This is a genomic window from Fusobacterium ulcerans, from assembly GCF_003019675.1.
GTDB lineage: Bacteria > Fusobacteriota > Fusobacteriia > Fusobacteriales > Fusobacteriaceae > Fusobacterium_A > Fusobacterium_A ulcerans.
Genome location: NZ_CP028105.1, coordinates 2,404,578 through 2,430,317, shown reverse-complemented (window position 1 = coordinate 2,430,317; position 25,740 = coordinate 2,404,578). Strand labels below are relative to the sequence as shown.

23 protein-coding genes are annotated in these 25,740 nt (G+C 29.4%); 14 read left to right on the top strand and 9 right to left on the bottom strand.

Translation table 11 applies throughout. The annotated features are described in order from the left end of the window. Window positions 1-411 precede the first annotated feature (411 nt). The 8 genes from C4N20_RS11230 to C4N20_RS11195 form a co-directional block, all read right to left on the bottom strand. Complete coding sequence (locus C4N20_RS11230) at window positions 412-1,446, bottom strand: glycosyltransferase family 4 protein (protein WP_005976396.1); 1,035 nt, start codon at window positions 1,444-1,446, stop codon at window positions 412-414. After that, a complete protein-coding gene (locus C4N20_RS11225) occupies window positions 1,430-2,383 on the bottom strand; it encodes a GDP-mannose 4,6-dehydratase (RefSeq protein ID WP_005976393.1) in 954 nt (317 codons plus the stop codon). The genes C4N20_RS11230 and C4N20_RS11225 overlap by 17 nt, the downstream gene beginning before the upstream one ends. After that, window positions 2,380-3,414 carry a GDP-mannose 4,6-dehydratase gene (gmd, locus tag C4N20_RS11220; RefSeq protein WP_005976390.1) on the bottom strand — a complete coding sequence of 345 codons (1,035 nt, stop codon included), beginning with the start codon at window positions 3,412-3,414 and terminating at the stop codon, window positions 2,380-2,382. The genes C4N20_RS11225 and gmd overlap by 4 nt, the downstream gene beginning before the upstream one ends. After that, window positions 3,414-4,523 (bottom strand): glycosyltransferase, encoded by a 1,110-nt coding sequence (locus C4N20_RS16735; protein ID WP_005976388.1) that lies wholly within the window; start codon window positions 4,521-4,523, stop codon window positions 3,414-3,416. The genes gmd and C4N20_RS16735 overlap by 1 nt, the downstream gene beginning before the upstream one ends. A 3-nt stretch (window positions 4,524-4,526) precedes the next feature. Next, entirely contained in the window at window positions 4,527-5,888 is a 1,362-nt protein-coding gene (locus C4N20_RS11210; protein WP_005976386.1) for a sugar transferase, read from the bottom strand. Window positions 5,889-6,326: 438 nt separating this feature from the next. Continuing rightward, a complete protein-coding gene (locus C4N20_RS11205) occupies window positions 6,327-7,364 on the bottom strand; it encodes a sugar kinase (RefSeq protein ID WP_005976384.1) in 1,038 nt (345 codons plus the stop codon). A gap of 26 nt (window positions 7,365-7,390) precedes the next feature. Next, window positions 7,391-8,026, bottom strand: a complete 636-nt coding sequence (locus C4N20_RS11200) for a bifunctional 2-keto-4-hydroxyglutarate aldolase/2-keto-3-deoxy-6-phosphogluconate aldolase (RefSeq protein WP_005976381.1) — start codon at window positions 8,024-8,026, stop codon at window positions 7,391-7,393. 344 nt (window positions 8,027-8,370) lie between these two features. Beyond that, window positions 8,371-9,129 carry an IclR family transcriptional regulator gene (locus tag C4N20_RS11195; RefSeq protein ID WP_005976379.1) on the bottom strand — a complete coding sequence of 253 codons (759 nt, stop codon included), beginning with the start codon at window positions 9,127-9,129 and terminating at the stop codon, window positions 8,371-8,373. 387 nt (window positions 9,130-9,516) lie between these two features. On the opposite strand from C4N20_RS11195, the gene C4N20_RS11190 reads away from it, so the two are divergent. From C4N20_RS11190 to kduD, 4 genes are all read left to right on the top strand, one after another. Then, the gene (locus C4N20_RS11190) at window positions 9,517-10,443 is read left to right on the top strand and encodes a tripartite tricarboxylate transporter substrate binding protein (protein ID WP_005976377.1); all 927 of its coding nucleotides are present in this window, start codon (window positions 9,517-9,519) and stop codon (window positions 10,441-10,443) included. Between the two features lie 101 nt (window positions 10,444-10,544). Next, window positions 10,545-10,985 (top strand): tripartite tricarboxylate transporter TctB family protein, encoded by a 441-nt coding sequence (locus tag C4N20_RS11185; protein WP_005976375.1) that lies wholly within the window; start codon window positions 10,545-10,547, stop codon window positions 10,983-10,985. Window positions 10,986-11,008: 23 nt separating this feature from the next. Continuing rightward, window positions 11,009-12,475 (top strand): tripartite tricarboxylate transporter permease, encoded by a 1,467-nt coding sequence (locus C4N20_RS11180; RefSeq protein WP_005976373.1) that lies wholly within the window; start codon window positions 11,009-11,011, stop codon window positions 12,473-12,475. A 15-nt stretch (window positions 12,476-12,490) separates the two neighbouring features. Next, window positions 12,491-13,261: a 2-dehydro-3-deoxy-D-gluconate 5-dehydrogenase KduD gene (gene kduD / locus C4N20_RS11175; RefSeq protein WP_005976372.1), complete on the top strand. Its 771-nt coding sequence runs from the start codon at window positions 12,491-12,493 to the stop codon at window positions 13,259-13,261. A gap of 205 nt (window positions 13,262-13,466) precedes the next feature. On the opposite strand, the gene C4N20_RS11170 is transcribed toward kduD, so the two are convergent. After that, window positions 13,467-13,796: a DUF2023 family protein gene (locus C4N20_RS11170; protein ID WP_005976370.1), complete on the bottom strand. Its 330-nt coding sequence runs from the start codon at window positions 13,794-13,796 to the stop codon at window positions 13,467-13,469. Window positions 13,797-13,980: 184 nt separating this feature from the next. Between C4N20_RS11170 and uvrB the strand changes: the two genes are divergently transcribed. The 10 genes from uvrB to C4N20_RS11120 all read left to right on the top strand — a co-directional run bounded on the left by uvrB (window position 13,981) and on the right by C4N20_RS11120 (window position 25,728). Continuing rightward, entirely contained in the window at window positions 13,981-15,963 is a 1,983-nt protein-coding gene (gene uvrB, locus C4N20_RS11165; RefSeq protein ID WP_005976368.1) for an excinuclease ABC subunit UvrB, read from the top strand. A 14-nt stretch (window positions 15,964-15,977) separates the two neighbouring features. After that, a complete protein-coding gene (xseA, locus tag C4N20_RS11160) occupies window positions 15,978-17,198 on the top strand; it encodes an exodeoxyribonuclease VII large subunit (protein ID WP_005976366.1) in 1,221 nt (406 codons plus the stop codon). After that, complete coding sequence (locus tag C4N20_RS11155) at window positions 17,179-17,829, top strand: tetratricopeptide repeat protein (protein ID WP_005976365.1); 651 nt, start codon at window positions 17,179-17,181, stop codon at window positions 17,827-17,829. The genes xseA and C4N20_RS11155 overlap by 20 nt, the downstream gene beginning before the upstream one ends. An 11-nt stretch (window positions 17,830-17,840) precedes the next feature. Beyond that, on the top strand, window positions 17,841-18,899 hold the full coding sequence (gene dprA / locus C4N20_RS11150; protein WP_005976363.1) for a DNA-processing protein DprA: 1,059 nt from the start codon (window positions 17,841-17,843) through the stop codon (window positions 18,897-18,899). A gap of 94 nt (window positions 18,900-18,993) precedes the next feature. After that, window positions 18,994-21,249: a type I DNA topoisomerase gene (topA, locus tag C4N20_RS11145; RefSeq protein WP_005976360.1), complete on the top strand. Its 2,256-nt coding sequence runs from the start codon at window positions 18,994-18,996 to the stop codon at window positions 21,247-21,249. Between the two features lie 60 nt (window positions 21,250-21,309). Then, window positions 21,310-22,623 carry a methylenetetrahydrofolate--tRNA-(uracil(54)-C(5))-methyltransferase (FADH(2)-oxidizing) TrmFO gene (gene trmFO, locus C4N20_RS11140; protein ID WP_005976358.1) on the top strand — a complete coding sequence of 438 codons (1,314 nt, stop codon included), beginning with the start codon at window positions 21,310-21,312 and terminating at the stop codon, window positions 22,621-22,623. Window positions 22,624-22,681: 58 nt separating this feature from the next. Next, entirely contained in the window at window positions 22,682-23,566 is an 885-nt protein-coding gene (locus C4N20_RS11135) for a tyrosine-type recombinase/integrase (RefSeq protein ID WP_005976356.1), read from the top strand. Between the two features lie 14 nt (window positions 23,567-23,580). Continuing rightward, window positions 23,581-24,114, top strand: a complete 534-nt coding sequence (gene hslV, locus C4N20_RS11130; RefSeq protein ID WP_005976353.1) for an ATP-dependent protease subunit HslV — start codon at window positions 23,581-23,583, stop codon at window positions 24,112-24,114. Between the two features lie 12 nt (window positions 24,115-24,126). Next, window positions 24,127-25,239 carry a ribosome biogenesis GTPase YqeH gene (yqeH, locus tag C4N20_RS11125; RefSeq protein ID WP_005976351.1) on the top strand — a complete coding sequence of 371 codons (1,113 nt, stop codon included), beginning with the start codon at window positions 24,127-24,129 and terminating at the stop codon, window positions 25,237-25,239. Between the two features lie 9 nt (window positions 25,240-25,248). Beyond that, a complete protein-coding gene (locus C4N20_RS11120; protein ID WP_005976350.1) occupies window positions 25,249-25,728 on the top strand; it encodes a hypothetical protein in 480 nt (159 codons plus the stop codon). Window positions 25,729-25,740 lie beyond the last annotated feature (12 nt).

Sequence of the window (25,740 nt, the reverse complement as noted above, 5' to 3'; positions counted from 1 at the left end):
TTTTAGCTAAATTTTCAGGTCCTAATAAATAAGCAATTTTAGGATTGATATAGATAAAAATAAATTGTAATATTCCTATAAAAATATTCAAAAATATATAATTATAAAAAATTGAAAATAATTTTATTGATTTCAAATAGAATAAATAATATAATGTCCCAATTATAAAAAAAATTCTTACTATAAATTCAAAATCTCCATATAATACTAAAATAATAATAAACCAAAACCATGCTATTAATAGTCTTGTATTAATTTTTTCTCTTCCAAGCCACCTTAGGTAAAAAAAATCAAAAAATGGAATTATCCCATATAAATATATTGTTTTTCCTTTTACATAAGGAGAAAAAATAATACAAGTAAAAAAAATAAAAAATAAATGAGCACTTATTTTTCTATAAATTATTTTCATTATTTTTCTCCAAATACTTCATGTATTTTCTTAGCACTTTTTTCCCAAGAATATTTATTTAATATTTTTCTTATATTCTCTTCTTTTATGATTTCTGTTTCATTTAATATATTTTCTACTTTATATGGATTTAAATAAATTACACTATCTTCAAATATTTCTGGTAAACAACTTGTATTTGATACACATACTTTTTTACATCCACATGCCAATGCTTCTAATGGTGGTATTCCAAATCCTTCATAAAATGAAGGGTATATAAAGCCCAAGGTATTTTTATACAAAGCTTTTAATTCTTCATCTGTTACATAACCTGCCCAAACCAGATTTTCTATTTTCTCTAAATTCATATCTCCAAAAACTTTTTGATTCAATTTTCCTGCTATTACAAATATTTTTTCAGGATATAACTTAGCTAGCTCTATAATATATTTAAAGTTTTTATTAGGATTAATACTTGAAACTCCTAAATAAAATTCTTTATTTTTTAATTGTAATTTTTCTAGTATTTTTTTATCTTCAATTACTCCATTCATGTGTTGCCATCCACAATGAATAACATTTATTTTATTAGGATTAATTTTATAGTTTTCTATTATTTCTACTTTTGAAAAGTTTGATATTGTTAAAATTTTAAGAGAAGTTTTTGTTATAAACCAATACAAAACTTTGTAAAAGATTGAAAATTTTTTTGAAAAAAAATTAGGATTTATTTTTGGAGAAATATCACATATATTTACTATTCCTGTATTTATTATTGGTGCAGTATTGCATAAACTCAGTAATCTTCCTTGATTTCTCCAAACATAATAAGGCAGCTCTAACTGTTCCCATAAATGTCCTTTTAAAATTCCTACTTTTTTTATTTCAATATTTTTATACTTTAAATCTTTAAATAATATATTTTTAGGTATTAAAATTACTATTTCATTCTTTTTTACAATCTTATCTAATTCTTTAACTATTTCATGAGCAAATCTTTGAACCCCTGTAATATTTTGAGTTAAAAATCTTCCATTAATTATTATTTTCATTTTTTCTCCAATAACCTAATATCTCTTTTATACTTTCTTCCAATAATATCTCTGGTTTCCAATCTATTACTTTTCTTAATTTTTCTATATCTGCTTCTATTATTGATATATCTATTGGTCTGTATCTCTTTTCATCTCTTCTTATTTCTATATTCTTAGTTGAATTTTTTAGTATAATATCCAGTATTTCTTTTATTGATATAGCTTTTCCACTTCCAACATTATATGTTTCTCCTTTTTTCCCATTCAAAGCCAATGCTGAATATGCTCTTACTATATCTCTTACATCTGTAAAATCTCTTTTTGCTTCTAAATTTCCTGTATATATTATTGGTTCTCTTAAACCTTTTTCTATTTCTGATACCTGCTTGCAAAAATCTGCTACTACAAATATAGGAGCTTGTTTAGGACCTATATGGTTAAATGCTCTCACATTAACTATATCCATTCCATAAGCATCAGAATATATCTTTCCTATCATATTCTGGCAAACTTTTGTTACAGCATATATATTTCCAGGCCTTAAATTATTTTCTTCCTTTACAGGAATTTCATTTTCTTTTACATACCCATATTCTTCACTTGATCCTATCAACATAGTTCTTGGATCATATTTATCAATTTCTCTTACAGCATCTAATATATTTATTGCTCCCTTTATGTTAATATCTATTGTCAACAAAGGATTCTTCCAAGATAATGAAACTGAACTTTGTGCTGCGAGATTGAATATATAGTCTGGTTTTATCTTTTCAAATATTTTTATTATTTCTTCTTTATTTAAAATATCAAGATTATATATTTCTATATCTTCTCTTTCTATTTTTTCTGTATTTAACTTTGTTCCATAAACTTCCCACTTCATATCATCTTTTAAATGATCAATTAGATATCCTCCTACAAACCCAGCAGCACCTATTATCATTGCTTTTTTCATATCTTTGATATCTCTATCTCTTTTTTTACTAATTCCATATCATTTTTCACCATTCTCTCTACTAACTGTTCAAATGATATTTCTCTTTTCCAATTCAATTCTTTTTCTGCTTTTTCTGGATTTCCTAATAGTATATCTACTTCTGCTGGTCTGAAAAATTTAGGATTTATTTTTACTACTGTTTTATTTGTTTCTTTATCTATACCTACTTCATTTATTCCTTCTCCTTGCCATAGAATATCTATACCTACATAAGAGAATGATTTCTCTACGAATTCTCTTACTGTTCTAGTTTCATTTGTTGCTATTACATAATCATCTGCATTTTCCTGTTGAAGCATTAGCCACATTGCCATTACATAATCTTTTGAATGACCCCAGTCTCTTTTAGAATCCATATTTCCAAGTTCAAGATGATCTTGTATTCCTTGTTTTATCCTAGCTGCTGCATCTGTTATCTTTCTTGTAACAAACTCTTTCCCTCTTCTTTCACTTTCATGATTAAAAAGTATTCCACTGCAAGCATACATGTCATAACTTTCTCTATAGTTTTTAGTTATCCAGTGACCATATAATTTAGCTACTCCATAGGGACTTCTTGGATAAAAAGGAGTTGTTTCTCTTTGCGGTATTTCCTGTACCAATCCAAACATTTCAGATGTAGAAGCTTGATAAAAACGACATTCTGGTTTTGTATTTCTTATTGCTTCCAGCATATTAGTTACACCCACAGCATCTATTTCTGCTGTAGCTAGTGGCTGTTCCCAGCTTGTAGCTACAAATGATTGTGCTGCTAGATTATATACTTCATCTGCCTGAGAAATATTCATTGCATTTATAAGAGAAATTAAATCTGTCATATCAGCATATATGAATTTTATCTTGTCTTTTATATGCTCTACATTTCCATAGTCAACAACACTCTTTCTTCTCATAATTCCATATACTTCATAACCTTTTTCTAGCAGAAGTTCTGCTAGATATGATCCATCCTGCCCTGTTATTCCTGTTATCAATGCTGATTTTTTCATTATTTTATCTCCTTATAACTTTTAATTAATTTCAATATTTCTTTTTTAAATCTATTCTTAGAAAATTTTTGTGCATGAGTATATATCGTTTTTATATCAAATTTTAATTTCTCAAACTCTAAAATTGATTCAATCAAACTTTCTACTTCCTGCTTTTTAAAGAATATTCCTGTTTCTCTATTTAATATAGTTTCTAGAGCTCCCCCTTTTCCAAACGCAATCACTGGTCTTCCACATGCTTGACACTCCAAAGGAATTATTCCAAAGTCTTCTTCTGCACAAAAAATTAATGCTTTGCATCTTTGAAGATAGCTTTTTACTTCTTCATCTGAAATTCTTCCAGTAAAAATAATATTTTTATTATTGTCTGCCAACTTCTCTAATTTTTTTCTTTCTTCTCCATCGCCAATTATTACCAGCTTTCTATCTAATTTTATACATGCTTCTATTGCTAAATCTATTCTCTTATATGGAACAAATCTTGAAAAAGAAACATAAAATTCTTCTGGTTCCTTATAATTAGGTTCCAGTCTTTCTACTTCTACTGGTGGATATATTACTTCAGAATCTAAATTCCAATATTTCCTTATTCTTTTAGCAATATTATGAGAATCAGCTATTATTTTATCTATTCTTTGACTACTTGTAATATCCCATACTCTTAAATTTTTCATAAAAATACTCATAAATAATCTTGTTATTTTTCCACTTCTTTTTTTATAATCATGATACAAATCCCAAGCATATCGCATGGGTGAATTTATATATGAAATATGTAAAGTACTTGGATTAGTTATTACACCTTTAGCACAACAAGTACTGCTTGAAATGACTAAATCATAGCTATTTAAATCAAATTCTTCAAAAGCATATGGCATCAAAGGTAAAAGTTTTGTATAAATTTTAGTGCTCTTTGGAAATTTTTGAATAAATGAAGTTTTTACTTTTTCTTTTGGAAATATTTTTCCCATCTTTTTTTCATCATAAACAAGTGTATACATATCTGCTTCAGGGAATATTTCTAGAAATGTTTCTACTACTCTTTCTGCTCCCCCATAAGTTACTAACCAATCGTGTACTATTGCCACTTTTATATTTTCTATATTCATTCTTTAATATGCTCCCTTTTTCTCAATAACATTTTTTATCGTTTTCACTGTTATTATTATGTCCAACCACAATGACCAGTTTCTTATATAATAAAGATCCAGTGCTATTCTCTCATCATAGTTCTCTACATCTGACCTTCCATTTGCCTGCCACATTCCTGTTATTCCTGGTTTTACCATAAATATCTTTCTGCTGTTTTCTTCTCCATAATACATATCAACTTCTTTTTGCACTACAGGTCTTGGACCTACAAATGACATTTCTCCCTTTATCACATTTATAAATTGTGGAAATTCATCTAATGATGTCTTTCTTAAAAATTTTCCCACCTCTGTTATTCTTGGATCATCTTTTAACTTAAAGTTCTTATAGAATTCCTCTTTTAGTTTTTCATCCTTTGATAACATTTCTTCCAGTCTTTTCTCTGCATCAGCATACATGGTTCTGAACTTATACATCTTAAAAGTTTTTAGATATTGTCCTATCCTTGTATGGAGAAACATTGCTTTTCCTCCATCCCTTTTTATCTTTGGCGCATATATAAGGTAAAGTATAGAAAGAACTAAGTATCCTACTATTCCTGTCACTATATCAAAACTTCTTTTTAGAAATTTATTTGTTCTTCTATTCATTCCATTGTATGAAGACACAAGCATTATTCCATCATAGTCTTCTATATTTGAATTAAAAGTATATGTTCCATTTAATTCTGGGGTAAATTTTATCTTATTTACTTTTCCATCCAATCTATTTATTATCTCTGACATCTGTTTATTATCTGCTAGTGGAAGGGCTATTATCACTTCATTTATATCATTCTCTTCTATTACTCTTTCTATATCACTGCAGTTTCCAAGTATCTTTTCTTCCTCTACTCTTATACTTTGATTAACTCCTTCTAAAGAATTAGCTGATATATATCCCAATAAGTTATACATTGTAAAATTATTTTCCTTTATTACATGAGTCAGTTCTCTGGCTGTATTTCCAACCCCTATAATAAGAAGCCTTTTTTCCAATGATTTTCTAAATATATTTCTTATGATTTTTATTATGATTAAGTTAAAGAAGGTAAATGTTATTCCCACTATCAGATGAACTGGTATATATTTACTTTCCCAGAATGCCACATCATTTATCAGCATAATTATGAGATATTCTGTATGAACAAAAATTTGTTTTTTCAGTTCTTCCCATATTAGTATAGTTTTAAAGGAATACATATTTTTAGTAAGGTTTAATGCAAGATAGATAAAGAAAGTGTTATACATAATTCTGTCTGGTACTTTAAATATTTTATTTATTAAAAAATAGAATAAAAACTGTAATACTATCATTAAAATCTTTGAACTCTGTCTTTTCACTTTTCTTTTCCCCTTATTTTTAATTATAAATTGTATATTTAAATCAAATTATTTATAAATTTTAATATAAAATAAAAATATTTATTTATTTAATTTTATTTTCCAATTAAAATATATTATTTTTTATTTTTTATCAAAACAAACAATTAATAGTTATTTTTAGTTTTATAGAAAACTATGAGTTGATTATAATATTATTATTTCTCTTTGTCAATCAATAATTTCACTTAAAAAACACAAAACAATCACAAAATTGTTTAAATTTAAAGATTTATATTGGCTCAGAAAATAAAAAAACTGTTTTTCAACAGCTTAATTTTTTAAAATATTTTGTCTAATTGTAAATTTTAATCAATAAAATAGAAAAAGAGATCTAAAATTATATAAATTTTAGATCTCTCTCTTTTTTATAAATTAACTTAAAGTCAGGTGGCTTAATTATCTATTCATCTCAGTTGTATTTCCATTCTCATGATCAGCTATTATACTTTCTACAAGGGTAACATCTGCACAAGATATATCTCCTATTATAGTATTTTTCAATACTGAATTAGCATTTCCATATTTCATTGCTTTTTCTGGATTGTTATGTTTAAGGATTCCATATAGTACTCCTGCTACATAAGCATCTCCACTTCCTATTCTATCTACTATCTCTATATTTTCATATGGAGATTCACAATAGAAAGTATCATTTTTTCTGTTATATATTAATGAAGTAAAATTATGAGATTTTGGAGAATTTACTGTTCTTTGAGTAGAAGCAATAAATGATATATTAAATTCTTTTGCAAAAGCTCTTATAATCTCTTCTAAATTTCCTGTTTTCTGAAACATTTTTCTAAAAGTTTCTTCAGAAGCAAAAAGTATATCAACAAATGGAAGCAATTTTTCAATCTCAATTCTTGCTTCTTCTTCAGTCCAAAGATTTCTTCTGAAGTTTACATCAAAAGATATTAGTGCTCCTCCATCTTTAAAATTTTTGATAAGATCATAAGTCAATTTATTTGAAGTTTCACACAATCCTAAAGTTATTCCACTTGTATGAAAGATTTCTGCTCTATTATATACTGAACTCTTTACTTCATCTGCCTTAAAAGACTGAAATGATGAATTTTGTCTGTCATATGTAACATTTGGTTTTCTTGGTGATGATCCATACTCATAATAGTAGATGGCCAGTCTCTTATTTTTAGATTCATCATACACTACAAATTCATCACTTACTCCGTTTGAATCTATTATCTTCTTTGCAAATTTTCCTAATTCATTTTTTGGAAGTTTTGTCACAACAGCAGTTTTTTCTCCAAGTATAGATACTCCACTGGCTACATTGAATTCTGCCCCTCCCATTTGCTTTTCAAGCATATGTCCTTGAACCAGCATTTCATTATTCAAAGGAGAAAGCCTCATTATCATTTCCCCACTGCATACTAATCCAAATTCTTTATTTTTAAAATCAAATATTTTCTCCATTGCAGTCTTTCCTCCACTATACCAGATTATTTATTTCTTATCTCTTTTATTTTTTCTACAAATGCTTTAGCAGTAGTTATAATATCTTCACTAGATCCAGAAGCTAGTTTTCCACCTGCTCCTACAGCTACTACACCATTTTTAAACCATTCATCTATATTTTCTAAACTTACTCCTCCAGTAGGCATAATATTAGCCTGAGGAAGTGGAGCTTTTACAGCTTTTACAAATGAAGGTCCAAAAGCACTTCCTGGGAAAAGTTTTACAATGTCTGCTCCATACTGCATAGCTTTAGTTATTTCAGTAATTGTCATACATCCAGGCATATATGGAACTTGATACAGATTACATAATTTTGCAGTCTCTTCATCAAATGCAGGAGAAACTATAAATTCTGATCCAGCTAAAATAGCTATTCTAGCAGTGGCTGCATCTAATACAGTTCCAGCACCTATTACTAATTCATCAGAAGTAAACTGTTCTTTAAGAGCTTTTATTACTTCAGTAGCTCCTGGGACAGTATATGTAACTTCTATTGCTGGAATTCCTCCTTCTACACATGCTTTAGAAATTCTGATTCCTTCTTCTATAGTTTCACTTCTTACTACTGCTACTATTCCTATATCAGTTATTTTTTTTAAAATTTTACTTTTTTTCAACATGACTTTCCTCCTAAAATATTTTATTTTGATTTATATTGAAATGTTTTGTTATTCTTTTCTATATTTTATTTATACTTTAAAAAATTTAAAAATTCAATCTCAATATCTCAGATAAAATTCCATATATGAAATTAAAAAGAAAAGATAAAAAATTTTAAAGTATTAAAAATGCTAAAAACAGGAAAAACAAAAAAATATTTTTCTAATTATAGTTTCATATATGAAATTTTTCATTATATATTATCAAAATTAGTTCAATATTTTTAGCAGATTTCCTTAAATAAAAAAGATGATTTAAGTTTAATTAAAAACCTAACATCATCTTTATATTAATATATTGAAATTTATTTATTAAAATACTCTAGTCTTTTTGATATCTCTTCACATGATTTTCTCATAGATTCAGCTATCTTCAATGCTCTTTCATCTGTAAGAGAATCTGGAAAGCATGGACAGCTCACAGCAGCTACTATCCTATTTTTACTATCTAATATAGGGACTGCCACAGCTCTTATATTCACTGAATGCTCCATATTATCAAAAGAAAGTTTATTTATATTTATTTTAAGAAGTTCTCTTTTCAATTCCTCTCTATCAGTTATAGTATTTTCTGTATATTTAGGAAGAGTTTTTTCTAAAAGTTTATTCAATCTTCCCTCACTGAGCTGACAGATTAAAAGTTTACTTGCTGCTCCTGCATGCAATGGGAATATTGCATTTTCAGAAACTGATATTTTGATAAAATCACTGCTTTCTACTTTTCCTATACTTCTTATTTTATCTTCATCTAAAACACTTATTTTAAATGTTTCCTTAAATTTTAAAGATAATTCTTCCAGATATGGATATGCAATATTTTTAATCAAAGTATATCTCTCATGCTTATTTGAAAAAAAGTAGAACTTCTCTCCTATTTTATATTCTCTTCCTTCCAGATTCAAATATTTAAGCTCTGTAAGAACTGACAAAAGTCTGTTTGTTGTTGCTTTAGGTATTCCTAAGTCTTTAGAAATATCTGCCTGAGTTGCTGATTCTTTATAGTAAAGATATTTAAATATCTTGTCTGCTTTTTCAATTGCAGGAACTTTTTTCTCTGTTTCCATTTTCCCTCCCTTTTTGATTAGGTTTTTGTTTTAAAATTTATATAATTAAACCATTAAAAATGAGATATTTTCAAAAAAATCTATAATATATTATACTATATTTTTCCATATATGGAACTAACTTTTTTATATTTTTTTTATAGCTATTCTATGATTCTATTAAAGTTTTATCTAGGTTTCTCAAGTTTTGTTTCATATATGAAATTTTTTCTTTATTTTTTTATTGTACTTTTTAGTAATATTGGGTTATAAATAGATTATAAGATGTTTAATTAAAAATAATATAAAAAGAAATCTAATATAACAAAAATTTCTATTTCAATACAGTGTACACAATATATACTTTGAAAATTTTGTCATATTAGTAAAACTGAGGAGGACAGATTTATGAGAAAAAAACTTATGATGATTATTTTCACTTTAATGGCTGCTTGTGCTTTTGCTAAAGCTTATCCTAGTAAAAACATTAACATGGTTGTACCATTCAGTGCTGGTGGAGGAACAGATGCAGTTGCTAGAAAACTGGGAAGTCTTATGGAAAAAGAGCTTGGTACTTCAGTAGTTATCGTTAACAAAACTGGTGGAGCTGGAGCTGTTGGAATGACTTTTGGAGCTACTCAAAAAAAAGATGGATATACAATTACTATGATAACTAGAGAAATAGTTTCATTACCTTTAATGAATCTTTCTCCTATCAGTTACAAAGATTTTGCATTAGTATCTTTAGTAAATATGGATCCAGCTGTTGTATTAGTTGAAAAAGATTCTAAATATCAAACTTTAGATGATCTTTTAGCAGATGCAAAAGCAAATCCTGAAAAAATAAAATTTGCAAGTACAGCTAAACCTAATTTCTATGCTTTAGCTATAGAAAATGAAGCTGGAGTAAAATTCAACCATATTCCTTACAATGGAGCTGGGGAAGTTATCCCTGCATTATTAGGAAAACATGCTGACTTCTCTCTAATGGGACCGGGAGAAGCTATTGGACAACTTAAAGCTGGTCAATTAAGAGCTTTAGGAATCATGGCTGATACTAGAATAGAAAGCCTTCCAGAAGTTGCTACATTAAAAGAATTAGGACATGATGTTGTTTCTGGTACTTGGAGAGGTATTGCAGTACCTAAAGGAACTTCTCCTGAGATAGTTGCTACTCTTGATGCTGCTATTAAAAAATCTGTTGAGTCAGATGATTTTAAAGATTTCATGAATAACTCTACATTTGGAATTAAATACCTAAATGGAAAAGATTTCGAAACATTTATAATAGAAGATACTGCTACAATAGATTCTATAGTTAAATCTTTAAAATAATCATAAAGAATTCTTAAATTAATGTATGGAAGTGGGTGACCAAAAGCTAGATTAAATTTCTACTTATAAGTCACCCACATTTCGTAAAAGGGGGATTAATTTTGTTAGAAACTGTTTTTTCTGCATTTTTATGTATAGTGAGTGCTTTTATTTTTTATTCATCTACTCAATTTAACATGGCTTTTATTGGAAACTCTGGATTAGGTCCTGACTTCTTCCCTAAGGTTATTGCAGTTATTTTATTTATACTTTCTGCTATGCTTTTTGTAGGAAGCATAAAAAATAAAGATAAAAAAAGTATTTACAATCCAAATATGAAATATACTTTTATGGTTATTTTTGCTTTTGCTGTATATATATTTCTTATAGACAGAATTGGTTATTTAGTATCTACTGTAATTTTTGCTTTTGTTGTAATAACTATTTTGAAGAGTAAGTCAAAAATATTAAATATAATATTTGCAATAGCATTCCCTATAGCTTTATATTTATTATTTACTTATGCTTTTAAAGTATCTTTGCCTACTGGATTGTTTATTTAATTAAAATAAGGGGGAAAATATAGATGTTTGGTCACTTAATACAAGGTTTATCTACTGCTCTTTTGCTAGGTAATTTATTTTATCTGGTTCTTGGAGTAACTGGAGGGATTGTTATTGGAGCTCTTCCAGGTCTTACTGCTACAATGGGAGTCGCTATCCTTCTTCCATTTACTTTTGGAATGGATGCGGTTACTGGTCTTATAATGCTTGTTGGAATATATATTGGAGCTATTTATGGAGGATCTATCTCTGCTATTCTTTTGAATACTCCTGGAACTCCGGCATCAGCTGCTACTTGCTTTGATGGTTATGCTTTAGTAAAAAAAGGATATCCTACAAAGGCTCTTAGTGCTTCTACTATTGCTTCTGCATTAGGAGGGCTCATCAGCTGTCTTGCTCTTGTTACTATATCACCTGTACTGGCAAAATTTGCTTTGAGATTCTCTGCTCCTGAATATTTTGCGTTAGCCCTATTTGGACTTACTATTATTGCAAGTATATCAGCTGAAAATTTCTTAAAGGGAATAATTGCTGGAATGATAGGGTTATTGATATCTTGTTTTGGTATGGATGCTATTACAAGCTACCCAAGATTTACTTTCGGAGTAGTTGATCTTCTTAATGGATTTTCAGTTATTCCTGTTCTTATAGGACTATTTGCTGTATCAGAAGTTTTCAATCAAATAGAAACTTTAGTAGGAGAAAAAGAAATAAAAACAGATATAGTTATGGATAAAAACTATATGAACTGGAAAGAGATAAAACATTGTCTTCCTACTATACTTAAATGCGGAGCTATCGGAACTTTCATAGGATCTATTCCTGGTGCTGGTGCTGATATCGCTGCCTTTGTATGTTACAATGAAGCAAAAAGAAGTAATAAAAATGAAAAATTTGGAGAAGGAAGCCTTGTTGGTATATCAGCTCCTGAAGCTGGTAACAACGGAGTTACTGGTGGAGCATTAGTTCCATTGCTTACTCTTGGAGTTCCTGGAGATGCTGTTGCTGCTGTTCTATTAGGAGCACTTATTATTCAAGGGTTAACTCCAGGTCCGCTTCTTTTTGAACAAAACCCTGAAATAGTTTATGGATTATTCAGTTCTATGATAATTGGAAATATTCTTCTATTATTTATAGGATTAGCAGGTATCAAGTTCTACAGCAGAATTGTAGAAATTCCAAAAACTTTGATGATTCCTGCTATATTGATTCTTTCAACTATTGGATCATACTCTATGAACAACAGCTTATTTGATGTAGGAGTTACTTTTGTCTTTGGTATTATTGGATATATTATGTCAAAAATAAAAATGCCTAGCTCTCCAATAGTTCTGGCTGTTATCTTAGGACCAATGCTTGAAACTAACTTGAGAAAAGCAGTTTTGATGTATGAGGGATCTTACAGTTTCCTATATACTAGACCAATTACAGTAGTATTTTTAATTTTAACTGTTCTTTCTATGATATCAGCTTTAAAAAAGAAAAAATAAAAAGGAGATGAGGATATGAATTTTTCATTAGATTTCTTCAGTTTACAAGGAAAAGTTGCTATGATAACTGGAGGAAATACTGGTATAGGAAGAGAAATAGCTTTAGCTCTTGCTGCTGCTGGAGCAGATATATTTATTTATGCACATAGCAACAGAGATATGGATTCTCTCATTGAAGAAGTGGCAAAATTTGGGAAGGAAGCACGTTTTTCAACAGGAGATTTATCTAAGGAAGAAAATGCTATGTCAGCTGTATCTGAATGTATAAAAACTTATGGTAAAATAGATATCCTTGTCAATAATGCTGGAACAATAAAAAGATCTCCTTTATTAGAGGGGTCAAATGATGACTGGAAAACAGTTTTGGATATTAACCTATCTGCTGTATATTATTTATCTAAAACTGCTGCTGTTGAAATGGCAAAACAAGGACATGGAAAAATAATAAATATAGCTTCTATGCTTTCATTTCAAGGAGGAAAATTTGTTCCATCTTATACAGCAAGCAAACATGGAGTTGCAGGTCTTACAAAAGCCTTTGCTAATGAACTGGCAGGGAAAAATATACAGATCAATGCAGTGGCTCCTGGATATATAAAAACTGCTAACACAGCACCTATTAGAGCTGATGAAGTGAGAGAAAAGGAAATATTAAATAGAATTCCTGCTGAAAGATGGGGTGAAACTTCTGATTTAGTAGGAGGAGTAGTATTTCTGGCAAGTAAGGCTTCTGATTATGTAAATGGACATATCTTAGCAATCGATGGAGGATGGCTTGTAAGATAAAAAGTAAAATTTGATGGAAATATTTTATTATACAAAATAGCTATTAATATAATGAAGCAAAAGATTAAAAATATTTTAAGCAATTTAAATACTAATTTTAAATATCTTGAAAAAGAAAATATTTTTAATGAGAACAAATAAAATATATCAAATTTAAAATTATAATATTAATCAAAAAAGGAAACTGCTTTGGTAGTTTCCTTTTTTATGCACTAATAGCTTTTTCTTTAAATTTTAAAAATCTTTCACACTGTCTTCTTCTATCATATCCAAGCATTATTCCAAGTATAAAATCCTCTTCTGGAGTATAAGCTGTTAAAGAAACTTTATTTATATTTTTTATTACCTCTACACATTCCTTTGCTCCAAAGAATACATTTATTCTTTGCTTTCCTAAAGGATATATTATATAATCTATATTTTCAGCACTTAATTTTTCTTTTATAATCTCTATGTTATTTTTTTCTGTAGTATGTAATATCAGATTTCTAATTCCTTTTTGATATTCATATATGTGATGTATAAAAACTTCCATGCTCTACCTCCTAAAAATTTATAATTGATTATATCATCATTTACAATTATTTTCAATATATTTTAAAATAAAATTATTTGAATAACAAAATAAAATTAAGGATGTATATTAATGAAAAAAGATAGATATATAAAAAGTTTATGGTATAATTAAAAAATAGGAAATAATAGAGGTGAGTATAATTATGTTTAAAATACATTCAAAGTATAGTCCTACTGGTGATCAGCCAGAGGCAATAAAAAAAATAACTGATAACATAAACAATGGAGTAAAAAATCAGGTACTTCTTGGAGTTACTGGTTCAGGAAAAACTTTTACTGTGGCCAATATCATAGAAAAAACTCAAAGACCTGCCTTGATCCTTGCTCCTAATAAAACACTAGCTGCTCAGCTTTATTCAGAATATAAAAGTTTTTTTCCTGATAATGCTGTAGAATATTTCGTATCATATTATGATTATTATCAGCCAGAAGCTTATATAGCTACTACTGATACATATATTGAAAAGGATTCTTCTATCAATGATGAAATAGAAAAACTGAGACATGCTGCAACTGCTGCCCTTATGAACAGAAGAGATGTAATAATTGTAGCTTCCGTCTCTGCTATATATGGATTGGGATCTGCTGAGACATATAGAAAAATGACTATACCAATAGACAGACAGACTGGAATAGACAGAAAAGAACTTATCGAAAGACTTATAAGCATTAGATATGAAAGAAACGACATAGCTTTTGAAAGAGGAAAGTTTAGAATAAAAGGTGATGTTATTGATATATATCCATCATATATGGAAACTGGATATAGACTGGAATACTGGGGAGATGATCTGGAAGAGATATCTGAAATCAATACTCTTACAGGACAAAAAATAAGAAAAAATCTGGAAAGAATTGTCCTTTATCCTGCTACTCAATATCTTACAGCTGATGGAGATAATGAAAGAATTCTTGCTGAAATACAAAAAGATTTAAAAATAGAAGTAGAAGCCTTTGAGAAAAGAGGAAAACTTCTTGAAGCTCAAAGATTAAAACAGAGAACTGAATATGATATAGAAATGATAAGAGAAATCGGATATTGCAAAGGTATAGAAAATTATTCCAGATATCTTTCTGGAAAAAAAGAAGGAGAAACTCCTGATACCCTTCTTGAATATTTTCCAAAAGACTTCCTTATATTTATAGATGAATCTCATATATCTATTCCACAAATAAGAGGAATGTATAATGGAGACAGAGCCAGAAAAACTGCTCTTGTTGAAAATGGATTCAGATTAAAAGCTGCTCTTGACAACAGACCTTTAAAATTTGAAGAATTTAGAAAAATTTCTGATCAATCAGTATTTGTATCAGCTACTCCTGGAGATTTTGAAGTAGAATCTTCTCATGGTCATATTGCTGAACAACTCATAAGGCCTACTGGAATACTTGATCCTATAATAGAAGTAAGACCAACTAAAAATCAGGTAGATGACCTTCTTGAAGAAATAAGAATAAGAGCTGATAAAAAAGAAAGGGTTCTAGTTACTACTCTTACTAAAAAAATGGCTGAAGAACTTACTGAATACTATCTTGGATTTGGTGTAAGAGTAAAATATATGCACTCTGATATAGATACACTGGAAAGAATAGATATAATTAAAGGATTAAGAAAAGGTGAATTTGATGCTTTAGTTGGAATCAATCTATTAAGAGAAGGACTGGATATCCCAGAAGTTTCTCTTGTAGCAATACTGGAAGCTGACAAAGAAGGTTTTCTAAGAAGCAGAAGATCATTGGTACAGACAATAGGTAGAGCAGCCAGAAATATAGAAGGGCGTGTTATACTCTATGGAGACGTAATGACTGATTCGATGAAACAGGCTATTGATGAAACTAACAGAAGAAGAAAAATACAAAATGAATATAATGTATTTAATAATATAGATCCTAAAACTATTGTTAAAGAAATCAGTGAAGATTTAATTAACCTTGATTATGGATTAGATATCAATGAAACTGAAGGAAAAGATAAGAAAACATTCACTTCTAGAAAAGATATTGAGAAAGAAATAATAAAGCTTCAAAAACAAATAGCAAAACTTTCTAAGGAATTGGACTTTGAAAATGCTATTATAAAAAGAGATGAAATGACTAAACTTAAAAAACTGTTATTAGACTTTTAAACAAGGAGTTTTTAATGTTTGAAGAAAGAACTTATAGTGTAAGCGAATTTAATAAAAAAGTAAAAAACTATTTGGAAGAAAACAGTGACTTGAGAGAATTTTTTCTTGAAGGAGAAATGTCAGGTGTGACCTATTATAAAAGCGGGCATCTCTATTTCAATCTGAAAGATAAAGAAGCTCAGGTGAAGTGTGCTGCTTTCAAATATAAATTCAAAAGAATTGCTGAAGATTTAAAAGATGGTGACTCTGTAAAAATATTTGGAGATGTTGGATTTTATGAAAACAGAGGAGACTTCCAGATACTTGTAAGGCATATTGAGAAAAAGAATGAATTGGGAGAACTTTTTGCCAAACTGGAAAAACTAAAAAAAGAGATGGCAGATCAAGGTTATTTTGACCCAGCTCATAAAAAACTACTTCCTAAATATCCCAAAAATATTGGAGTTGTTACTGCATATACAGGAGCAGCTATACAAGACATAATAAAAACAATTAAAAAAAGAGATGATACCATAAATATTTATGTATATCCTGCTAAAGTACAAGGAATTGGAGCAAAGGAAGAAATTGTAAAAGGTATTAAAACATTAAATAAAATAGAAGGGATTGATTTAATAATAGCTGGAAGAGGTGGAGGAAGTATAGAAGATCTATGGTCCTTTAATGAAAAAGAAGTAGCTCTTGCTTTCTACAATTCTGAAAAGCCTATTATATCTGCTGTAGGTCATGAAATAGATTATCTCCTCAGCGATCTCACAGCTGATGCCAGAGCTGCCACCCCTACTCAGGCTGTAGAACTTTCAGTTCCTGAACGAAAAAAAACTTTAGAATCTATTGAAGATAGAAACAGATATTTAAAATCTCTCATGAAAAGTTATATGGAAATTTTAAAAAGAGAACTAGAAAAAAGAGAGAATAATTACTACATAAAAAATTTCAAAAGAAATATAGAAGAAAAAAATCAAGAAGTAATAGAAAAAGAAATTCTTTTGAAAAAATCATTTGAACGTCATATACAAAATCTTCAAAATAATCTAAACAATAGAATAAACAAAATAGTTAATTTAAATCCACTTGAAACTCTAAAAAGAGGTTACAGTGTGGTTACTAAAAAGGGAACTTCAATAAAAAAAGTCAGTGATTTATTAATAGATGATGAAATTGATATTAAAATGACTGATGGTTTAATAAAAGGAATTGTAAAGGAGATAAAAAATGAAAAAGATACTTATTAGTATATTTATACTATTGTCAGCATCTCTAGCCTTCTCAGAAGAAGTCACGCCTATATACGAATATAGGAATGAAGCTTTGAGAAACATAGACACGAAAATGAACGCTGAAAGAGACAGAGGAAGACTGAAAAGACTTAATAGAGAATTTGAGGAAGAATTAAAAAACTATATTGAATCTGTAAATGGAAATACAGAGGTAATATTCCAACTGGCAAATCAATATTTCAGAATGAATGAGTATGATCGTGCAAGAAAAATATTTTCTATGGATAAAACTGATATAAGAAATGTCTTTGGAGCTGCTACTACAGCAAGATTTCTTGGAAGAAATGAAGAAGCAATTTCATTGTATAATGATGCTTTAAATATTGATTCCTCTTTTTATGAAGCTTATCTTGGAAGAGGTATTGCTAATAGAAACCTTCAAAATTATGACAGTGCTTTAAGTGATTTTAAACAGTACTTAAATTATAGACAAGATGAATATGTATATGCTGGTATGGGAGATATTTATATGGCAACTGAAAGATATACAGATGCACGAAATATTCTTGAAAGAGGAAGAAATTTATACCCTGGTTCTAAGACAATAAGAGAACTTTTGGTAAAAGTTTATGCAAAAATAAAATAGAGGTGATCTTGTTGGAATGGTATAAATTAAGGGCAGCAGGTGTCAAAGACAGTGTTATCCGTAATTTAATGTCAGCTTTTGAGGAATACTTGGATATATTTAAACTGGATGAATTCCAGCTGAGAAAATATTTTAACATTGATGATACAGAATATAAGAAAATTCTTAATTCTAAAAATTTATCTCTCAATGAAGAAATAGAGGCTTTAAAGAAAAACAGAGTAAAAGTATTAAATTTAAAAAGCAAGAATTACCCAGAAGACTTAAGAAATATAAGTCAGCCTCCTGTATTTCTGTATTATAAAGGAGATATTTCTCTTTTAGAAAACAGAAAAATAGGAGTTGTAGGTACAAGAAAAGCAACTTCCTATGGAAGAATAACATGTGAAAAAATGACTGAAGACCTTGTGAGTAATGAAATCACTACTGTCAGCGGATTAGCTCTTGGAATAGACAGCATCTGCCACAAACGAACTTTAGAAAAATCTGGTAAAACCATTGCAGTAGTAGGCAGTGGACTAGATATTATTTACCCAAAAGAAAATAGAATACTATGGGAGCAAATAGAAAGATCTGGATTAATAATCAGTGAATATCCTCTTGGAACAGAACCTATTGGGTACAACTTTCCCATGAGAAATAGAATAATAGTCGGATTATCCAGAGGAATTCTTGTAATAGAAAGTCAGAAAAAAGGCGGCAGTTTAATTACTGCTGAATTAGCTTTGGAAGAAGGAAGAGAAGTATTTGCTGTTCCAGGAGATATTTTTTCTCCTTCATCTGAAGGATGCAACAATCTTATAAAAAATAGTCAAGCAAAACTGACAACAGATATAAAAGATATAATTACAGAGTATGGATGGGAAATAAAAAATAATAAAAACAGCAATTTATCTCTTACTTCCTATGAAGAAAAAATATTTTTTTTACTTGAAAAAGAAAAGAATTTAGATGAACTTATTTTAGAGTCTTCATTTAAGGCAGGCGAGATTTTATCTATACTTATGGACCTTGAAATAAAACATGCTATAGTAAGCATTCCTGGTGGAAAGTACAGAAGAAAAAACTAAAATATAATTGTTTGTTGCTTTTTTTATTATTTTTTAGTAAAATGAAACGGAAATATAGTAAACAAAAATTTGAATTTAGATAGGGGTGAAGAATTTGGTTAAAAAGAATTTAGTTATAGTTGAATCCCCAGCTAAGGCTAAAACAATAGAAAAAATCTTAGGAAAAAAATTCCATGTAGTTGCTTCCTTTGGTCATGTGAGAGATCTTCCTAAAAGTAAACTTGGTGTAGATGTAGAAAATAATTTTCAACCTTCTTATTCTACTATAAAGGGAAAGGGAGATGTAATCAAAAACTTAAAGGATCTTGCTAAAAAATCTGATAAAGTCTATCTGGCTTCCGACCCGGATAGAGAAGGGGAAGCTATTGCCTGGCATATAGCCCATGCTTTAAAACTTGATGAAAAAGACAGCAACAGAATAGAATTTAATGAAATAACTGAAACAGCTATTAAAGACTCTATATCTCATGCCAGAAAAATTGATATGGATAAAGTAAATGCTCAACAGGCCAGAAGAATACTTGATAGATTAGTGGGATATGGTATAAGTTCACTACTATGGAAAAGTATCTCTTCAAATACTTCAGCTGGAAGAGTTCAATCAGTTGCTTTAAAACTTATCTGTGATTTAGAAGATGAAATAAAAAAATTCATTCCAGTTAAATTCTGGGAAGTAAAAGGGGAGTTTTTAAATAAATTAAAACTTTCTTTATACAGAGTGGACAATAAGAAATTCGAAAAACTTACTGATGAAAATGTTGTTAAAGAAATCAAAAAAGTAGAGAAAAAAGATTTTACTGTAATTGAAGCTAAAGTTTCTAAGAAAAGTAAAAATTCTCCTCTGCCTTTAAAAACAAGTACTCTTCAACAATTATCTTCATCTTATCTTGGTTTTTCAGCTTCTAAAACTATGAGAGTAGCTCAAGGTTTGTATGAAGGTATAGATATAGATGGAAATCATAAAGGACTTATAACATATATGAGAACTGACTCTACAAGAATATCTGAAGATGCTGTAGAGATGGCAAAGAATTATATACTTGAAAATTTTGGAAAAGAATACCTTGGAGTACAAAAAGCTGTTAAAAGTAAGCAAAAAATACAAGATGCCCATGAGGCTATCAGACCTACTGATATTTCTCTTACTCCAGATAGTTTAAAAGGAACTTTAGATAAAGACCAACATAAACTATATAAGCTTATTTGGGACAGATTCCTTATATCTCAGCTTGCTCCTATGAAATATGAGCAGTTTGAAATAATCTGTAATTATGAAAAATTTGATTTTAGAGGAACTATCAATAAAATAATATTTGATGGATACTATAAAATATTTAAAGAAGAGGAAGATCTTCCTCTTGGAGAATTCCCTACTATAAAAGAAGGAGATATTCTTAAATTAGAAAAACTTCTTATTAAAGAAGACTTCACTAAACCACCTTCAAGATTTACCGAATCTTCTCTGGTTAAAAAACTGGAAGCTGAAGGGATCGGAAGACCTTCTACATATGCTGCTATCATTGAAACTTTAAAGAAAAGAGAATATGTAGTAGTTGAAGGAAAAAGTTTTAGTCCTACTGCATTAGGGTATGAAATAAAAGATAAATTAGATGAAAACTTCCCTAATATAATGAATGTTAAATTTACTGCTGAACTTGAAAATCAGCTTGATGAAGTTGCTGAAGGGGAAAAAGATTGGGTAAATCTTCTTTCAGTATTCTACAAAGAGCTTAAACATTATATAGATAAATTTAAAATTACAGTTGAAGAAGAAATGGCAAGAATAATCGAATCTGATGTTCCTTGTCCATGTGGAAAAGGTAATATGATCCTTAAAACAGGAAGATTTGGAAGATATCTTGCATGTCCTAACGAATCTGAAGACTGCAAAGAAAAAATATCTCTTAAAGGGGTAGAAATACCTGCTGAAGATATAAAAAATGGTAAAATATTTGTTAAGGAAAAAGTAGAAGAAATAGTAAAAGCTAAAAAAGGAAGACCTACTGATGTATACACAGACAGTGGTGCTATGTATCTTTTAAAATTTGGTAGATTCGGAAGTTATCTTGAAAGTGAAAAGTTTGCTGAAGACAACATAAGAACTCCTCTTCCTACTGAAATCAGAAAAATGCTGGCTAACAATCAGATAGTGGAAAAAGATGGAATTGTACAGCTTAAAGCTGAACTAAAGAAAATCACTGATGAGGAAGAAAAGATACTAAAAGCTGCTGGTAAATGTGAAAAATGTGGAAGACCATTTAAAATAAATAGAGGTAGATGGGGTAAATTCCTTGCTTGTACTGGATACCCTGAATGTAAAAATATAAAAAAAATAGAAAATAAAAAATAGAAGAACTCACCCTTAGGGGTGAGCTCTTTGAGTTTGGAAATAAATTTTAGAGGAGAAACAATGAATAATAAAGAAGTTATCATAGTTGGAGCTGGATTAGCTGGCTGTGAAGCTGCGTATCAACTGGCTAAAAGAGGAATAAAAGTAAAACTTTATGAAATGAAATCTAAAAAAATGACAGAAGCACATAAAAATAAATATTTCGCTGAACTTGTTTGCAGCAATTCTTTAGGTGGGGATAATCTTGCTAATGCTTCTGGACTTATGAAAGAAGAATTGAGAAAACTTGACTCTCTTCTTATAAAAATAGCTGACAAAAATAGAGTTCCTGCTGGGCAAGCATTAGCTGTAGACAGAGATGGATTTTCAATAGAGATAACTGAATATTTGAGAAATATGGAAAATGTAGAGATAATCGAAGAAGAATTTACTGAAATACCGGAAGATCAAATAGTTCTTATTGCTTCTGGACCTCTTACTTCTGAAATATTATCTAAAAAAATAGCTGAACTTACTCATAGTGATCATCTTTATTTTTATGATGCTGCTGCTCCCATTGTTACTTTAGAATCTATCGACATGGAAAAAGCTTATCGTCAGTCTCGTTATGGAAAAGGAGAAGGGGAATATATCAACTGTCCTATGAATAAAGAGGAATACTATGCTTTTTATAATGCTTTAATAACAGCAGAGAGAGCTCCTCTAAAAACTTTTGAAGAAGAAAAACTTTTTGAAGCATGTATGCCTGTAGAAAGAATAGCAATGACAGGTGAAAGAACTCTTGTATTTGGTCCATTAAAACCTAAAGGGCTTATCAACCCTAAAACTGATAAAATGGACTATGCTGTTGTTCAGCTTAGACAAGATGATAAAGAAGGAAAATTATATAATATTGTAGGATTTCAGACAAATCTTAAATGGGGAGAACAAAAAAGAGTTTTCTCTATGATTCCTGGACTTGAAAATGCCGATTTCATAAGATATGGAGTTATGCACAGAAATACATTTATAGATTCATCAAGATTGTTAGATGAAACATTAAAATTAAAAACAAAAGATAATATCTATTTTGCTGGTCAAATAACAGGAAGCGAAGGTTATGTTTCTTCTATATCTACTGGTGCTATGGCTGCTATCAATATTGCTCATAAATTATTAGGAAAAGCTCCTTTTATATTAGATGACAGAAGTGCCATTGGTGCAATGATAAAATATGTCACTGAAGAAAAAAAGAATTTTCAGCCTATGGGACCTAACTTTGGAATTATAAGATCTCTTGATGGAATAAGAATAAGAGATAAAAAAGAAAGATACAATGCTATTTCTAAAATAGCTTTAGATCATTTGGAAAGTAAAATAAAAGAACTAGCATAGAAATATTTCTTAATATAGGCTATAATATAAGAGGATGTCAGATATACTGGGAGGAAAGATGGAAAACTTAGATAAAAATATAAAAGATTTTTTATATTATGCTGAATTTGGAGAAAATAAAAGTCTTAATACTATTAAATCTCTAAAAAAAGATCTTTCTCAACTTAGTGAATATCTAAAAAATATAGAAAAAATTGAAGAAGCTTCAAAAATAACTCCTGTTATGCTCAGGGGATTTATCATAGCTCTTCAAAAAAACGAAGTAGGAAAAAGATCAATCAATAGAAAACTTTCATCCTTAAGATCATTTTTTAAATATTTAATGAAAAATAATCTCATTAAGAATAATCCTATTGAAATAATTAATTCTCCTTCTTTTGAAGCAGAAAAACCAGATATCCTTACTTTAGAAGAAATAAATAAGCTTAGAGATGTAATAAATACAGATAATGCAAATGGGTTAAGAGATAGATTAATACTTGAATTGCTTTATTCAAGTGGTATAACTTCTACTGAAATGCTCAGTATTGGTGAACAGGTTTTTGATCTTGACAGCAGAACTCTTTTAGTCTCTAATGGCAAAGCTAATAGATATGTATTTTTCAGTCAAAGAACTAGAGAATATTTCAAAAGATATGTAGAAGCAAAAAAAGAAAAATATGGAGATAAATATAACTCAAGTATTCTTTTTGTCAATGGTTCTGGCAGCAGATTGAGTGACAGATCATTAAGAAGAATAGTTGATAGATATGCTGCCAGAGCTGGAATTACAAGAGAAATCAGCCCCTATAGTTTTAGGCATACTTTTGCGGTTCATTTATTAACTAAAGGAATGAGCCTTAATTTTTTGCAAGAACTTATGGGACATGTTACAATAGAGAGTACCAAAATATATCAGGAAATTTTATATAAAATACCATTTGACTTTATGAATCAAAGTTAGAGGAGTGAAACATTATGATAAGAGCTACTACAATTATAGCAGTAAAAAAAGATGGAAAAGTTGCTGTTGCAGGTGATGGACAAGTCACTTTTGGAGAGGTAGTTTTCAAAGGCAATGCAAAAAAAATACGTAAAATAGGTGATTATGAAGTTTTAGCTGGATTTGCAGGAGCTGCTGCTGATGCTTTTGCACTAATGGATAAATTTGAAAATAAATTAGATGAGTTTGGAGGAAATTTAAAAAAAGCCTCTGTGGAACTTGCAAAGGACTGGAGAACAGATAAAGCTCTAAGAGTTTTAGATGCTATGCTTATTGTAGCTGATAAAAATATGATACTGATTCTTTCAGGTAATGGTGATGTAATAGAACCTGATGGAGATGTAGCTGCTATTGGAAGCGGTGGTAACTATGCTTATGCTGCTGCCAGAGCTCTTATAAGGAACAACAAGGATATGTCTGCTGAAGAAATAGCAGTGGAAGCTATGGAAATAGCTGGTGAAATGTGTATTTATACAAATTTGAATATAGTTTATGATGTATTAAGTTAAGGAGAGATGTGTATGGGCAAAAAATGTGTTGGGTGTGGAATAGAATTACAAAGTGAGGATGCAAATAAAAGTGGATATTTACCAGAAGGAAAACTTCAAGAAAATGGTGATCATTACTGCCAGAGATGTTTTAAAATAAAAAATTATGGTAAATATATGCCTGTAAGATTAAACAAAGATGATTACAGAAAAGAAGTACAGGAAGCTATGCAGTATTCTAAATTAGCTGTAGCAGTATTTGATATAATAGATTTTGAAGGTTCTTTTGATGATGAAATACTTGATGTTCTTAGAGAAATGGACTCAATAGTAGTTATCAATAAACTGGATCTTATCCCTGATGACAAACATCCTTCTGAAGTATCTGATTGGGTAAAAGACAGATTGGCAGAAGAGGGAATTGCTCCTCTTGATATTGCAATTGTAAGCAGTAAAAATGGTTATGGAATTAATGGTATATTTAAAAAAATAAAGCATTTCTATCCTGATGGAGTGGAAGCTATAGTTCTTGGTGTTACTAATGTTGGAAAATCAAGTATTGTAAATAGACTTTTAGGAGCTAAAAAAGTAACAGTTTCTAAATATCCAGGTACTACACTTAAAAGTGTAAAAAACCAAATTCCTCATACAAACATTGTATTAGTAGATACTCCTGGACTTATTCCTGAAGGTCGTATTTCAGATTTAGTATGTGAGGAATGCAACTTAAAAATGGTTCCATCTGGTGAAATTTCTAGAAAAACTTTTAAAGTAAAAAAAGGAAGAGCTCTTTTAATTGGAGAATTACTTTGGTTTAGAGTTTTAAATGAAGATGACACTATGCCTATCTTCTCTCTTTATGCTGCAAAAGATGTAACTTTCCATGAAACAAATACAGAAAGATTAAAAGAACTTCTGACTTCTGGTAGAAAAGATCTGCTTTATCCTCCATGTGATAATTGCAGAGATCAATATAAAAAATTGGAAATGATAAAGAAAAAAATAAAAGTACAGGCTGGAGAAGAATTGGTATTTAAAGGATTGGGATGGATATCAGTAAAAAGAGGTCCTTTAGAAATTGAAGTCACTCTTCCTAAAGAAGCTGGAATAATTGTAAGAGATGCTTTTATTAAACCAAAAAGATAAGGAACAGCAATGAAAAAAAATTTTGATTGGAAAGTAATGTTGGGAACTGGTACTGTTATTTTAGGAATAGCAGTAATAATTCTAATAGGTATCTACAATATAAATGACTTAAAAGAAGCTAGAAAAGCAGAAGCTACTCTAAAAAATTTGAGAGAACTTAGAATAGCCCTTGAAAAATATTATACTCTAACTAAAGATTACCCTGATCTCACTAAAGATGGAGCAAAGGATAATCTTAAAATTTTAGATTTTAAAACTCCCACTGGAGAAACTATTTCCTTTGCAGAAATATATGGGAGAAACAGCATTCCTAAGACTCCAGAAAATGAAAGAGTAAATAGTAGTAATGAAGTTTACAATACAAATGATTTTAGGAATGGAACAAATATAGGGGGATGGAATTATGACTACTCTGGTCGCACAGGGGAGATCCATGCCAACCTGCCATTCAATGTTTTTTCACAAAATATGAATTGGTGTGAACATTAAAAAAGAATTGTG